Consider the following 14,731-nt stretch of genomic DNA (forward strand, 5'->3'; position numbering starts at 1 on the left):
GGCTACAAACACGATATGGAATATAAATAATATTTTTTTCATTTCTTAGAAATTAGAAGTTAAAGGTTAGAAGTTTAAAAGTGAATATATTTCCACTCATCACTTATAACTCGTCACTTATTACTGTTTGTAGTTATACTGGTATTCTTTAAGCACTTTTCCGTTCACATCTTTCACCTTTTCCAGCCTGCCGAAACTGTCATAGAGGTAAATTTCTCTTATTCCATTAGGTGGCAAAACATTCGTTACTCCCACTAAAGGATTATAAGTATAGGCAGTAACACTAAAGCCAGATAAAGCACTGTTGGTTTTGAAGCTTTCCAATTGTGCCAATAAAGCATCTTCTTTGGCCTGTGCATTGGCCGGAGTGGCATTGGCATCATCATTAGACGCATTCACAATCGCATCAATCAGATTTTGAGGAAGGTCTGAAAGTTTTGCGCCATCTATTTTGGCAATCGGCATGGTTTTATTGTATCCCCAGATAATGGTTGTAGGAGTTCCATTTCCTGACGGAGAATCCGGTGTAGCGGAATACTGAATTACTTGTCCTTTCTCGTTATAAGCATCATATCGGATCCCTGTATAGCTGTTCGCTAAATTATCCGGAGTATACACCAAAACAGAAGTAGGATAAAGCTGAGTTCCATTATCAAATTTGATTTCACTCTTTGCTATAATAGTTCCGTTTTTCTTTACCTGAGTTTCTAATGGTATTCCTAATATATTGGCATTGATAAGAACAGTATGGTTTTTGTCCCTTGCATATGTATAGCTTGTTTCCTGGGTGCTTCCATCGGAATGGGTAGCCTTTTCGGTCATCAGGTTGAAGTCAATTGCCGAACGTATGGTTTCTGAACTGGTAGTCACTGCTCTCGCATTCTGGTCAAATACCTTAGAGACAGCACGTTGCTCCCTGATCCATGCTGTCCTGGTTTGATAGCCGTTTTCCGCAAGGAAATATTTTGGAGAATGCATTTCAGCAATTGTATAATCATAGTTTTCAGATGCCAGTAAATGATTGCTAGCATCATAGACTTCTTTCTTCTCAAGGAGCCCGTTTTTGGTTAAATTGATATTCGGCCAATATGGATAATCGGAAGGAATAGTTTGTATTGGGTAATAGGAAGGTGACCTGTAAGAATATTTGGAGTATCCTCCTGTATCCCCATTGAACACTTTTACATTTTTGTACACAATAGATTGTACAGGGTAGCCCATACTTGTTCCTTCCACTATACTCTCTCCACTTGAAGAATTGGTATCATCAAATTTATCATAAGTAAATTTTTCAGACTTTACGGGTGTTTGAGAATAAGGATTTTCAAAATATTTAATGCTTTCTATCCTTATGCCCTGATCTTTCTGAATGATAGCATTTTTATAAGGCGCATCTTTCATTGTCATTTCATATACCTCTATATGGCCGTTACCTCCCGTAGGACCTTGTATCCTAATGGTATGTGCTCCTGAATTCAACATAAATCTCGTTGAAGACATTATTGGAGCATAAGGCGTAGTACATAAAACCCCTGTAAACCCGTCATTAAAATCCGCATCCAGAACAGTATAATTTAATGAAGGCTGGGAACCATCGCTGGGTTCCATTCCCGGAGGATATGGATACACTTCGTTGACTACAAATTTCACATATACTCCCTTTGGTGACATTGAGCCGCCACTTACAGAAAATGTATAATCTTTCGTGAGGTTAGTATTGAAATTAACCGAGTAAATTGGTTTTAAATATTGAAACTGAGGGTTGTCAAAATAAACCATACCGCCACTTAGTTCATCGAGATATTGCGTGAAATTTTCATGCGCATATTCATTGGCTTCGAAGTTATATTCTACGGCACCGCCCGTTGGAAGTTTTACTCTTTTCAGCGAACCCCACGGGAAGTATTTTGGATTTTCTATCTCATTGGTTCCCGGATTATGGGAGATATAATCACATAAAAAATAATCCTTGAACTGTCCTGGAACCGGACCATATTCTTTAGGACTTCCTGAAGTATTATACTCAAACTCCGTAGTTTCAGTTTTAGCAAGATCTGAACTGTATTTTTTGATTTTCCACAAAGTCCGTTTTGAAATGGATTCTTTATAATCGTAAGGGTTGGTAAATGTAGAATACCCATAAGAGAATTCCAATTTTGATATAATGTTTCCTATATTGTTTTTTAAAACAACCGAATTCATTTCATACGGATCATTCATAGAATTTTTATAGGATGCCATATAAGTGTAATCCAGTTCAATAGATCCGTTGTCTTTGGAGGATATTTTTTTTAGTTTGCAGTTTTGAAGTAATGTAGACGGAGTTATAATTGATGATGGATAAGTATCGATTTGATAATCCATAGAGACCAGTTCCTGCATGTTATAATCATAGATTTTGGTCAGGAAAAAAGCACTTTTATAAGCTATTCCATTATTGCTCAATTTATATTCGGAAACTGAATTTGTATTAAATAAGTATTTGTATCCTTTGTCATCAGTGATGGTAAAGCTGTTGAGGATAAGCGTTGCGGTATTGCTAGTCCGGGTATATTCTATCTTAAGATTGGAGGGGGTCAGTTTAACAATTTGAAAAGTATCGGTAGTTACATCTCTTATGATTCTGAATTTACCCGCGTGTCCTCCTATATTATAATAGTAAATGTCATCAAATTCATTTTTATGGTAACCGCTCAGTGACGTATCCCAGTATTTTTCATCAAGGCCAAATACACCAATAATTTCCCTGGAGATTACACCATTGATACCCAGTAGACTCCATCCTAATCCTACTTCACTGGCTTTTTCTCCGCTCAGTAAGTTTTTTGGGTGGTAACTGATGCTCAGCCCTGCGGTAATATCCTTGCTGTTGGTAGGAAGAGATGCCAGTGGGAATGAAATATCCGGAACTCCCGTTGCATAAGAAACAGGAGAATTGGTGTACGTTGATAATGAGGATACAGAAGCTACAGGCTTGGAGAAACCTGTCTCGAAATCTTGGGCCATATATACATTAACTAAAGCAATGGATAGTGTTAATAATATTTTTCTCATCTTAGTTTATTTCTTAATGATTTTAGCACTTGCGTTTTTATTAGTATCCGTTTTAATGGTCACAAGGTAAGCCCCCTGAATCAGAGGTTGCGTGTTGATCTTCGTTACCTTATTCTTAGTCTTGGTTTGTTGCAGAAGCTTTCCGCTCATATCATACAGTAAAATATCCGCTTCCTTAAACTCATAGCCGATCTCTACATACGTGTAATCCGATACAGGATTTGGATAGACTCTGATGTCCTGCTTCTCAATCAACTGATCAATCTGTCCGTCTCCCAGCTTCACAATCTTCCAGTTCTCCTTTCCTAATTCCTCCGCACTCGTTCCTGCCAGTATAATAGAGCCGTCCCTGTTAAGCTTGATATCTGAAAGTCTTTCTTCCTTCTTTCTGGATTCTCCCTTCACATGCTTTCTCCACTGTTCTTTTCCTTCCTGGTCCAGATACAGCATCCAGAACGTCTCATCATCACTTTCTATTCTTCCTTCTGCCTGGGTATAACCACCTAACAGGATTCCTTTAGTTGTTAGTTGTTGGTTGTCATTTGACAGGTTGTTGATGGTACTCATCCCCATTAATACATCCCTGTTCTTGAAGTTGTAGGATTTCTGCCAGATTTCTTCACCTCTTTCATTTAAGGAAATCAGCCATAGGTCGGTTCCTTCTTCTATCCCTGTACTTTTGTTTCCTGATCTTTCTGATCTGGATTCTCCGCCAATTACATATCCTGCAGAGGTTAAAGCCAAAGTTCTTAAGTGATCATCTGCCTTTCCTCCAAAGTTCTTTTCCCATTCCACCTTTCCGTCTTTAGAAAGTTTAATAATCCAGTAATCGCCTTCACCGTAGTTTTCAGTTTTCTTTGATCCTCCAATGGCACTTCTGGAATAGATCCCTAATAAAGCACCACCATCTTTGGTAGGAATCATTTTCTCCACTTCATCCAGTCCTTTGCCACCCAGTATCAGTTCAGAAGCCTGTTTTCCTGTCTTATCCAGTCTGATAATCCATATATCTTTAGAGCCATAACCTTTAGAGGAGTTCTGAACATTTCCTGCCACAAAGTAGTCTAAGTCAGTCGTTTGAATCACGGCTCTTGCTTCTTCATCGGAGGCAGTACCTAAGGTTTTCTGCCACTGTTCTTCCCCGAATTCATTGATTTTGATGAGCCATACATCTGATCCGCCTTTGGAATCTTCTTTCTTATCAAGGCTTTTTCCTGAATAGGAAGTTCCAGCCAGAAGGAAGCCTCCTTCCTGGGTATTCACCACAGCGGAGAGGAAATCATGGTTCTGTCCTGAAAAGTGTTTTTCCCAGACTTCTTCTCCCTGCCCATTTAACTTAACCAAATGGAAATCGTAACCGTTATTTTGGTTGCTTTCTGTTTGTTTGGAAGCCTGAATACTGCTTCCTGTAATTAAATACTGTCCGTCAATGGTAGTGGTTATCTGTGAAAGAAAATCCTGGGTCGTGGATTTGATGTCTTTCTGCCAGACTACCTCTTGCGCAGGCACTACAAACAAAGGACTTGTTAACAGTGCCAAAAAGGTAATTTTCATAAAATAGATGTTTTTTTTAATCGCGGTTAAACTTACTTTAATTCTTGAAATCCCACAATGGGGAAATCCCCATATTTTTCCTCCGTGTTTTTCTCATTGTCAAAATTGTAGATGGCAAGGAAAACGAAGATTAATACAGTTGCAATTAGTAAGAGTATTGTATCTCTTATTTTTTGATTCTTCATAGGGTTTAAGTTTGTGACATTTATGGTTATATTTTTAGATTGATGAAGCAATAATACAAGTGGACAGCGACAAAGCTTGTCGTATTTTTTATTATTTAATTAGATCACCATTTGTTGAATTTAGTTCCGAAGATATTGTAAAATAAAACCCGGCATTATTCATGTTGTGGTAAAAAATATTACATAATGAATAATTTTATTTCAATATATTTGTTGGAAAAATATATAATGTCTACCCTTGGAACCAAACTTACTAGAATGCGTCAGGCTAAGAAATTATCGCAATCTGAAGTAGCCCTACATTTAGATGTTTCGCAATCTGCCTATAATAAATGGGAATCCGACCAATCTAAACCAACGGCTGAGAATCTATTAAAGATTTGTGAATTTTATGATGCTGATATATTTGATTTATTAGATGAGGGAAGAAGTATCGTATATTCTAATAATACTTTTGAAAACTCAAACATTTTTAATAATACCGAAAATCCTATTTTTAATATGCAATCTCCTGAATTAACGAAACTCATAGAATTGCAGGCTGAGCAAAACAAACTTATAGAAGTATTAATTCGGAAAATAACTAACTAATTACCATTTATTCTGTGAGATTTTCATAAAATATTTTTTTAATCCAAAAATAGAATTACAAAGAGCAAAAGAATTTCCTTCTGTTCTTTGTTGTAATAATATTATTGATATGATTGTCAGTATAATTTTAAATATGAGAAGCTATTTTTTCAATTATAATTCTTAAATTTACATACATAACATTCTTATAGTAAGATTATTACATAATAATTTAAAAAGGATTATAATGGAATGGAATAATCCCGATGCTTACCCTGGTGAATCAGAATATGAATATGAACTTCGTAAAAGCAAAGAAAGCGAAGCTTCAACGGGCTTACTTTTCATGATCTTGAACTTTTTGTTTTTGATCATAAAAATAGCAGCTCTTTACGGGATATTTTTTTATGCAGGATTTCTCATATCAGAAAATATTTTAGGTGATGGATCGGACAAAACAAACCTAATTATTTTTACTATACTATTTACTTATCTAATATTCTGCATAATTTATTTTCTGAAAGGGGTTAACATAGCGCTTCGGGCTAAAAAAAGCAAATTATGGGTATTGCCTTGGACAATTTGTATTTTAGTTTGTTGTATAGCTCCTGCTTTGTTAGTCAAATCAATAATACCTGAATTATTCAGTTATAATTCCAAGGACAGCATTTTCGTCATTGGATTAAGTTGGATTTCATTCTTTCTTTTTTCGTTATACACTTATAGCCTTTACAAATTTAATTTGGAAATAGTGCCAAAAATTTTCAGTTGGAGCTATTACCTTGGAATAAAAAGCGTTTAAAATAAACTGCTCATATCGAATAACTTTACTACGGTAAATTGCTAAAAATTACAATCAAAAGTAATTTATTAAAAAAGAAAGACCTTCAAATTGAAACAGTCTTTTTAATTTTAAAATTTTGGAGTCTTTATCATCTTGAATATACTTAACTTTAAGATTACCTTTTTAAGTACAATTTTTTTTTGGTCATTCGCACCAACTAGTTTTTGATAATTCTTCTTTTCTTCTTTTTTGTTACAGGAATATACTCAGGCTCACAATGGTTTCTTTCTCCAAAATTTAATAGTGAAAAAAGACTAGTAGCTAATTCAGCTACTTTAAAAATTTCCTCAAAAGCAGTTAATGGGATTTGATTATGTATAGATAAGTTTCTACAGATCTTGTCCATTTTACTGACTATATTTTTATAATCTAAGGTATAAAGATGAGGACTGTTAAATCGCTCGTGGCGGATTGATTTTTCCAGTACATGAATTACTGAATCAATGTATTTTTTCTTTTCTAAAGCAAAAAAATCAGTATTAGTCAATAATGAAGTATTTTTGTTTTTAAGTAGGGAAATCCTCCTTTTTAACCCTTTTGTTTGAACTTTTAGTTCAGCGATCTGTTTAGCTTTAGACTCCAGCTCATTTTTATTTTTTAGTAATGTCATATTGTAAACCTTAAAAGTTTTCTCATAATTTGCAATCGTTTTATCGGTTTTAATTCTTTGAAACCCTAAAAAATCAGCTTCTTTAACAATTAGGTCTTCAAATTTGCGGGAGTCTAATTCCGCTCTTAATTCTATTATTTTCTCTTCAAGTGCACTAAGCTCTTCTTCTTTTTTTCGGATTTTGAATTCGACAGTTTCCAATCTTCCAACCGAACTTGAAATTCCTCTTTCCATGCCGAGGCATTCAGCGGCCAGATCTTGCATTTTGGAATAATGAAATGACTGGTGCTTTAAAGTCTTTCCAGTTTTCAGATCCTGCCAATCAGCTACAAGATGGGCATGGAAATTAGGTTTCCATTCCTTAGATTCCTTGTCCCAATGTCCTTCGTCCTTATGGATGGCAATCTGAAAGGTCCTGATGCCCAGTTCCTGCCGAAGCTTTTCAGCCAGATCATGAAGGTCTTTCATGGTGGTATCCTCTTTGATGACCACCACGGCTTCACGGACGGGTATTGCATTTTTCTGTAACTTCCTGCCGGATTTTTCCTTGCAGTAAGCTTCTATTTTCTGCAGCCTGTCCAAAACCTTATCTTCCTGCCAATATTCATTTTTAGTGGTTAGGTCTTTGCGGATATAGTCAAAAGTCTTCTTCCTGAAATTATGGACTTCGGAATCTGGTTTCACAGGTTTAAAATTAATGGATGTTTTCATAGCATATCCTATAATCAGTTTGTATTATCTTTAGACGATTAACTTTATATTTATGATTGATTTTAAATCAATCTTTTCGGCAGCCCGTCAAGGTTGCTTTTTTTGTCCCCGACAGGGCGAAGTAGAAACTTTGTTGGGAGGGGACCGACCTTCAAAGTTGCGAATGAGCTCTTAACTTTTGCAGACAGTTGGTTAAAAGCACAGTGCTACATTCTCCTGCGCACCCCTTTCTTTACCCTGTTAGTTTCTTCCTTGCAGGGTTCCTGTTTTTCCGCATTGCCTTTTTCTGGTTTTGGGATATCCTCTGTTTTTGGTGCACATAGCACCTGTCGTTGTCTCTTTTCCATGAGGTACTGATTCAAATCTTTGTGGTCTGAATAGAGATGGGAAAAGTCCTTAGCGTGGGGAAAATGTTCAATGATCATATCCCTGCACTGTTTTCCGGCTTTATCATTATCCAAAAACAGGCTGATCTCAGTATATTTTTCCAGTTCTGTAAGTGCTTTTTTGAGCAGAGCCGTCGAATTAAGAACGAGAATATCTCCCTGAAAAGATTTTTGCATTTCGATAAAGGATAATGCATCTATAAAGCCTTCAAAAACTGATGCTCTTTGATTTTCCTTTGTATTATTGAGGGTTTTAACTCCTATGTTTTCGGTAGGAAATGCTAATATGATGATATCTTTTTTATGTAAAGTACCTTTATAAAAGGCATTTCTAAGTTCCCAGCCATCCGATCGGTTCTGACAGCCTACTGCGTACAATTGCTTTTTTTCAATGGTAAACCATAGTTCTTTGATAAAGGGGTAAACCTTTTCACCGAGTCCTCTTTCATGGAGATAGCGGATAAGATTGGGGTGGTCTATATCGATAACCTTATCAATACGATAGTTTGACTCAGATTTTGAAGGTTTAATTTGCGGGTGAAAAGAAGAAAAATTCTGATTGGAAGCCCATTCTAGTACATCTTTTACCGTTGTGTTCAGGTATTTCTGCATAAAATCGGTAGTGGTGCCGCCTACACCTTCCGAAAAGAGATACCAGAGGTTCTTCGGCCTGTCAACTTTAAAAGAGGCCTTGGACTCTGAGGCAAAAGGACTCAGGTACCAGGCTTCCTTTTCATTTTGTCTGATTGGTTGGTGTCCGAGAGAAAGGAGGACTTCTTCCAATCTTATCGAATTAAATTGCTTACAGTTCATTTTGCTCTATCTATTTTCCAGAAGATAGTAAAACGTGTAATGTACATGGGTAATATAGAATATAATGGCTGTATTTGTCCTTCGGTTTCTTTATGAGTCAATCTTACTGTTACCAGTCCTAGGACAGTAAAGGAAAAATACTGCCTATCAATGCAGCAATACAACAATACCGGAATTCATTTATTTAATTTGTCATATAGCTGGTATTATAGCTTTATATACAATCAGCAAATTGAAATCATATGGGGTTGAAATGATAACCGCATACCATTATAATTTGTTATGTCGCTATAATGATAATTAGCTGTTTTGTAAAGTGGTTGATTATATAATCAAAGACTTTATAACAGTACAATAATTTTCAAAGCAAACGACATATACAAAAAAAATGATAAACATTTAATCTTACATCATATGAACAATGAAAACCTACAAAAACAGAACGATGAAACAGATCATCATACGAAAAAAGGAACTTCAAATGAAATTAATAACCAATCCGAAGGAATAGCTAATGTCACTCAACCTGTAACGGATGATGAATATTTAAAGCATGCTATGGATGCAGATCTCCCTTTAAAGACAGAATCGATAAAAAGTCAATCACCTATAAGTGGAAATAGGCGATCAAAGTCTACAGGATTAACGGAGAAGGAATATTTTGAGACCTTCTTCAGGATTCCAAAAGAAAATGCAAGTAAAGGGAGGACTGTATACATCCGCCCTGAGTTCCACCAGAGATTTTTAAAGCTCATTGCTGGGCTTGAAATAGACAGACTCACGATGTATGGTTATCTGGATAATATCATTGAACATCATTTTACGCAGTTTGAAGAACTGATCTTTAAGATATATCAGGAAAGAAATAAACCGTTGTTCTAATGGATACTAATCCGGAGAATACAGAAAAAAAGTGCCTCTCAATACAATTTTATATTTATATATATAAAATGTGATTTTTGATTTGTTTCAAAAATCCTCGATGCAATAACGGAAAAGAGATCTTAAAAAGTTAAGGAGTCAAATTACTTTTGAAAAAAGATTTATCACCAACCAAATGCTATCCAGATCCCCCAATCAAGTTGTAAGCACAATCAGGTTCTTTTTGAAAGAATATAATGTTTAAATTTGTTTAATAATCAAAATTTAGTTCTATGAGGATGAGCAACATAAAAAATAAGGAAGGTATTCAGAGTGGACTTTTTATCCCGCTTGAAGAGCTGTCTGAATTAAAGGATAATTTAAAAGAAAATTCCCAAATGAAGCTATTGTTAGAAGATCTTATGGAAAAGTGGCAAGAAGACAATATGTTTCTTAATGCCGTGATGCCTGAGGGGCGGACAATAAGAGAAACCCATGAGAAAAGCATTACCACAACGGAGCATCTTTATCGGGAAGCTTTTGCAAAAGGAGTATCCCTGCATTATAAGGATGACAGATGTGTCGCTGAAAAGGAATTTATCAGTGCTAATCCTGATGGTTCAGAAGATCTTGTGGCCTTTGATGCTGATAACAGAAGGTATTCCTTTATAAAGCACCTGGTACCAGCTGGAGAAGGACGTTGGGCTTATATCACCAGTAAGAACTAATTGTAATCATGAATAGGCTGCAGTTTTTTCTTTTAGCAGGTCCTAATGGGGCTGGAAAATCGACCTATAGTATAGATTTTGTTCCCGAAAACGTATTTTATTTTAACGGTGATGAGATCTATGCCGAGCTTTTGCGTAGATACCCAAATTATGACCCCGAAAAGCTTAAAGGGGGTGTACCATCACGGCTGGAAAAGGAAATTGATGTCGCTTTATCTCAAAAAAAGGACTTTGCATTTGAAAGTAATTTTTCAACTGATATGGCAGCGGAGATAACCAAAATCTTCAAAGATGCAGGTTATCAGACGAATCTCATATATTTTGGCCTTGACGATATTAATTTGGCAGCATCAAGGGTGACAGACCGTGTAGCATTGGGTAAACATGATGTAAGTCCGGAGGATATAAAATTTAATTTTGATGAAGGGATTATTAGGGTCAATAATCATTTTTCACTTTTTGATGTGATCAGGTTTGTAGATACCAAAAATTTGGGCACTGCTCAAACAATAGCATTATATCAACACGATACAGCTTCTTGCCAGATAAGAATAACGGCTGCAAAATGGTTCAATATATATTTTAGTGATAACCTTAAAAAATATGCGAATAACAAAGCCTCAAAACTTGCTCAAATCAAAAAGCCGCAAATTCAAATCAATCCACCAAAAAAAGGTAGAGGTTTTCGCAGGTAATCATTGATGAATTCAATGAGAATCAGTATATCTACATGAGAAAAACAGCAAACAATAAGATAATCCCAAATATCGACCATGTGTTTTTCTTGGATTTTGACATTCCGGCAATGAATTTAAAAAAAAACTATAAAACCATCATAGCACGAATTGTGGAACGTGGAGGGCAAGAAGAAATTGATTAAATTGTCCGTTTCTACAGTCGTGAAAAAGTGATCAGGGCTATTCGTTATGAAATCTACTTTTTTCCCAATTATGCCTTTGATCGTGCCTTGATTTTTTTCTCTGAGCTAAAAAAAGATGGGATGTACTGTTATTTGAATCGTAAAGATAAACAGTACCACTAGATATAAATCAATTGTAAGGTTAACTTTCGTGCTATTCTTTCAGATGCTTCCATCTTACATGAAAATTTCCAAGAGGTTTTTCAAACCAGAGCTTCTCAATAAGGGAAAGATATTTTAAAGATTTTGATATCCCTCCTGTAAACTCAGGCTCAAGAGCGATTGTTATTCCCGTCAGCCTGTCAAAGATCCATTGTATCAGTGTGTTTTCAATAGAGAGAAGATCTTTAATTTCAGGATCTTTCATGTACGTAAATTTATCGGTTGGTTCAATATTATTATTGAGCGTGAAATAATCCAAATCAATATCGAAAAAGACATTTTGTACATTTGATAACAATAGGGCTTCCCTGAGTGCATCTTCAGTTTTAAATTTTCTGACCACATGCTTTTTCCCTTTAATATCTTCAAAATATTCATCTTCCCAATCGCTTTCAAAAGTACCCTGCCTACATAAAACCCATACATCACCAATAATATCAAGATACACTGCAGACATGATATGAGAATCATTTAGCGTATTTAGCCTATAGGAACTAAAAAATGAAACTTCAAAATTATTATCCAGATCAAGCTTTTTCAGTTCTTCCTTTGCGCCATCCGATGGATAAACTAAGTCCTGATGCCAGTCATAGGTAATAAGATCAACATTTGCATTCAACCTATGCTTTAACAATTCGCGTTTCCAGAGATTCCAAAAATAAAATGCAAAACGGTGGCTGTTAAAAAGCGCAATCTGCATTGCCAAATTAGCGCCAGAAGGATGTGCCAAAAAATTACACACTGAATTAGGGGGATACGATTTTGAAAATCTGTTTGAGGGATTAAAATTTACCATCTTAAATTCAATATTTCAAAAGTAAATGTATTATTATAGGGACAGCTACATTAATTTAATGAATAATCAGTTCAGTCACTTCTTTTTTATTGGATAATCAAAATGTAACAGTTTGATATTACGTGATTTATAAAAAAATTTCGTAAAATCACAATTGCCAATTTAAGATATTATCTAGCGGATGCTTAGAGTTACTATGACGAGTAATCAGGCTCTCGCTCATCATCGACTTTTCAAGTCTATCAGATATCTTACTGATGTATTCATTTAAAGATTTAGTGCCCTTAATAATATAACCTACCTTAAGATAATCCGGTAATGCTTTCTCGGCAATATCCTTTAATGTTAAAACCGAAAGTTTAATTTTGTTAGTCTCCTCTTTCAGTCTGTCCTGATCTAAAATAGAAGCATGACCATATCCAATTTCGAAAGGAACCCATTGGGATTGAGCTGTTTTTTCAGAAACAACTACCATCATATGTGTACTTTGCCGAATTCCCTTTTTTATACTTTCAGTAACTTTAATGGGGTCATTAATTGAAGATGCATATTGCAATCCGTGATCTTCAATATCTAAATAGTAATCTATTCCAGCATCCCTCAAATAATTTGCAACTTCTATACATGCTGATTTATCTTCTCTTTTATGACTTAAAAAGACGCAGGGTCTATTTTTAAAGTTATTAAGGTGAGACTCAACTATCCATTCTAACTTTTCTCCAAATTCAGCTTTATTAAAACCTTTCTTTATCATCTTCTTAATTTTTCTTCACTCTTTTTTGAGCTAACCACATTGTATGCTCTCTGGACATTGCATTTTCTGAATCAAGAACATATTTTGAAAACTCTTCCTCAGTATTAACCTGTTCAGCTTCAGCCTTTATGAGATTTAGCTCAGAATTTGCCATCGTATAAGCTTCTTTATTTTCCTGATACTTTTTAACCTGCAACCAGCTGAAGCCACTTGCTGCAACAGTTGAAAAAAGCCCCACAAAATTAAAATTGGAAAGAGGAGATCTTATTAAAAAGTAAATTGAAATAAGAGCCAGGATCTGTAGTCCAATAACTATGAAAAACCATAATTCATACATTTTCTTATTACTTTCTGCCTTTGAAGAATACCAGTTAATCTGATCCTCAACTCTGTACAATAAATAATATTTTTTTCTTTCAGTAAGACTTAAGGAACGGATCCTTTTCATTTCATTAGAAATATATGGTCGATTTATATGTCTGTTGTTCATCACCCTATTTAAATCGGGGAATTGATCCTTTATTAAATTAACCTTATCTGTAAATCTTTTCTCCACTTCTTGTGTCGGAATAGCACTTTCAAAATCCTCAGATAACATCATAAAACGCCAAGTCAAAGTTTTACAGGATTCAGCTAAAGCTCTTCCAGTATACCAATAATCTTCATACTTTCGTGTCCGTAGAAGTATTGAGACAAACAACGCACCCAATAGTAAGATTCCCGAAATGACATATACTACTTCTTTGGATTCCTGTGTCTGATAATTATAAATAGAAAGGATAGCTGATACAACCATTAAAAGTAAGTCTATCCCCACTAAACGGATATACCATGTTTGTGCTTTCTTGGAAGCAGAATCTCCTGCTATAAAATAATTCGGATAATTTTTGTCTGTCATTACGGTCTTACTTTAGTTTTAGATGATATGGGATGACTTCTTTTTTTAAAGGCTTTGTCAATATAAGTGTTTGGAGCAAGACAAAAGTCGTCCCATTTTACCAGAACACAATACCTGTCATCCTCGCCCCAGGCGCACTTATCATTGGGAATATAGTAATTATAGGCAAATTCTGAAATTACAGTGTCATGGTTTATTTTTACATAATTATGGGAATTTCCACAAGTTGTACATATTCCACTGCCGGCATAAATTCTTTCATACATATCAGGTAGGACAACACCTAAGATTCCATTTTTTGTATTGCCCTGACCATGATAAAGCGAGGCCTGTAATTCTCTTTTCAAAAAATTTTGCTTTTCTCCAAAAAGGTTTTCAGCAGATTTTTTACCAATAAGAAAGATGGTCACTGTTGAATCTGACAGGTAGTCTTCCCTAATCCTTCTCATAATATAATCTTCATTATCAGAATCTATGGGCTCATGTAATGATTTATCAATCATATCTACATCGAGTTCATCATGGATATGCTTTTTAAAATGTATATCCTCTGTTTTAAACGAAATAAAGCACTTGTGAACCATAAAACCTTAATTTGCGTATTTTCTAATAGCATCGACAATACTCTCCGTATTCCACCTAACATCTACAACTGAACGGGTAAACACTTCTTGCGAAATACGTTCCTGTCCCCTTGGAATTACACCAATAATTGGTATTCCATAATCTTTTGCTGTATCAAGCTCCCAAGGCATCCATTCACTATGAGATGCATAGATACCTGCCAATACAAGAACGACATCAGAGCCTTGAATTTTTGCTCTCAAGCGTGCTTTTATGTAAGAAGCATTCGGGGAATTTATTGGGACATCTCTAGACGCTTCAG

15 protein-coding genes are annotated in these 14,731 nt (G+C 35.3%); 6 read left to right on the forward strand and 9 right to left on the reverse strand.

Annotated features, from left to right (window positions below):
* Nucleotides 1-120: 120 nt before the first annotated feature.
* Nucleotides 121-3,054, reverse strand: coding sequence for a hypothetical protein (locus ACGHIN_RS14275; RefSeq protein WP_390454863.1), 2,934 nt, complete (start codon nt 3,052-3,054; stop codon nt 121-123).
* Between the two features lie 6 nt (nt 3,055-3,060).
* Nucleotides 3,061-4,608 carry a T9SS type A sorting domain-containing protein gene (locus ACGHIN_RS14280; protein WP_390454865.1) on the reverse strand — a complete coding sequence of 516 codons (1,548 nt, stop codon included), beginning with the start codon at nt 4,606-4,608 and terminating at the stop codon, nt 3,061-3,063.
* A gap of 371 nt (nt 4,609-4,979) precedes the next feature.
* Here ACGHIN_RS14280 and ACGHIN_RS14285 point away from each other — a divergent pair, with 371 nt between their 5' ends.
* Both ACGHIN_RS14285 and ACGHIN_RS14290 read left to right on the forward strand, forming a co-directional pair.
* Entirely contained in the window at nt 4,980-5,384 is a 405-nt protein-coding gene (locus tag ACGHIN_RS14285) for a helix-turn-helix domain-containing protein (RefSeq protein ID WP_390454868.1), read from the forward strand.
* Nucleotides 5,385-5,610: 226 nt separating this feature from the next.
* Nucleotides 5,611-6,165: a hypothetical protein gene (locus ACGHIN_RS14290; protein ID WP_390454871.1), complete on the forward strand. Its 555-nt coding sequence runs from the start codon at nt 5,611-5,613 to the stop codon at nt 6,163-6,165.
* Between the two features lie 199 nt (nt 6,166-6,364).
* Here ACGHIN_RS14290 and ACGHIN_RS14295 read toward each other — a convergent pair whose 3' ends face one another.
* Together ACGHIN_RS14295 and ACGHIN_RS14300 are read right to left on the reverse strand one after the other, a co-directional pair.
* Complete coding sequence (locus ACGHIN_RS14295) at nt 6,365-7,528, reverse strand: relaxase/mobilization nuclease domain-containing protein (RefSeq protein WP_390454874.1); 1,164 nt, start codon at nt 7,526-7,528, stop codon at nt 6,365-6,367.
* A 206-nt stretch (nt 7,529-7,734) separates the two neighbouring features.
* On the reverse strand, nt 7,735-8,727 hold the full coding sequence (locus tag ACGHIN_RS14300) for a toprim domain-containing protein (RefSeq protein ID WP_390454877.1): 993 nt from the start codon (nt 8,725-8,727) through the stop codon (nt 7,735-7,737).
* A gap of 414 nt (nt 8,728-9,141) precedes the next feature.
* Between ACGHIN_RS14300 and ACGHIN_RS14305 the strand changes: the two genes are divergently transcribed.
* The 4 genes from ACGHIN_RS14305 to ACGHIN_RS14320 all read left to right on the forward strand — a co-directional run bounded on the left by ACGHIN_RS14305 (nt 9,142) and on the right by ACGHIN_RS14320 (nt 11,196).
* Nucleotides 9,142-9,609 (forward strand): DUF3408 domain-containing protein, encoded by a 468-nt coding sequence (locus ACGHIN_RS14305; RefSeq protein WP_390454880.1) that lies wholly within the window; start codon nt 9,142-9,144, stop codon nt 9,607-9,609.
* Nucleotides 9,610-9,887: 278 nt separating this feature from the next.
* Nucleotides 9,888-10,316: a hypothetical protein gene (locus tag ACGHIN_RS14310; RefSeq protein ID WP_390454884.1), complete on the forward strand. Its 429-nt coding sequence runs from the start codon at nt 9,888-9,890 to the stop codon at nt 10,314-10,316.
* 8 nt (nt 10,317-10,324) lie between these two features.
* A complete protein-coding gene (locus tag ACGHIN_RS14315) occupies nt 10,325-11,011 on the forward strand; it encodes a zeta toxin family protein (protein WP_390454887.1) in 687 nt (228 codons plus the stop codon).
* Nucleotides 11,012-11,046: 35 nt separating this feature from the next.
* Nucleotides 11,047-11,196, forward strand: coding sequence for a DUF6922 domain-containing protein (locus ACGHIN_RS14320; protein ID WP_390454890.1), 150 nt, complete (start codon nt 11,047-11,049; stop codon nt 11,194-11,196).
* Nucleotides 11,197-11,389: 193 nt separating this feature from the next.
* On the opposite strand, the gene ACGHIN_RS14325 is transcribed toward ACGHIN_RS14320, so the two are convergent.
* From ACGHIN_RS14325 to ACGHIN_RS14345, 5 genes are all read right to left on the reverse strand, one after another.
* Nucleotides 11,390-12,127: a hypothetical protein gene (locus tag ACGHIN_RS14325; protein WP_390454893.1), complete on the reverse strand. Its 738-nt coding sequence runs from the start codon at nt 12,125-12,127 to the stop codon at nt 11,390-11,392.
* A gap of 214 nt (nt 12,128-12,341) precedes the next feature.
* Nucleotides 12,342-12,947 carry a toll/interleukin-1 receptor domain-containing protein gene (locus ACGHIN_RS14330; RefSeq protein ID WP_390454896.1) on the reverse strand — a complete coding sequence of 202 codons (606 nt, stop codon included), beginning with the start codon at nt 12,945-12,947 and terminating at the stop codon, nt 12,342-12,344.
* Between the two features lie 4 nt (nt 12,948-12,951).
* Complete coding sequence (locus ACGHIN_RS14335; RefSeq protein WP_390454899.1) at nt 12,952-13,845, reverse strand: DUF4231 domain-containing protein; 894 nt, start codon at nt 13,843-13,845, stop codon at nt 12,952-12,954.
* On the reverse strand, nt 13,845-14,429 hold the full coding sequence (locus tag ACGHIN_RS14340) for a TIR domain-containing protein (protein ID WP_390454902.1): 585 nt from the start codon (nt 14,427-14,429) through the stop codon (nt 13,845-13,847). Before ACGHIN_RS14340 ends, ACGHIN_RS14335 begins: the two co-directional genes overlap by 1 nt.
* 6 nt (nt 14,430-14,435) lie before the next feature.
* On the reverse strand, nt 14,436-14,731 hold a 296-nt coding region (locus ACGHIN_RS14345; protein ID WP_390454905.1), incomplete at its 5' end, for a TIR domain-containing protein.

Origin of the sequence: Chryseobacterium barbadense (genome assembly GCF_042849955.1) — a bacterium.
Taxonomy (GTDB): Bacteria; Bacteroidota; Bacteroidia; order Flavobacteriales; family Weeksellaceae; genus Chryseobacterium.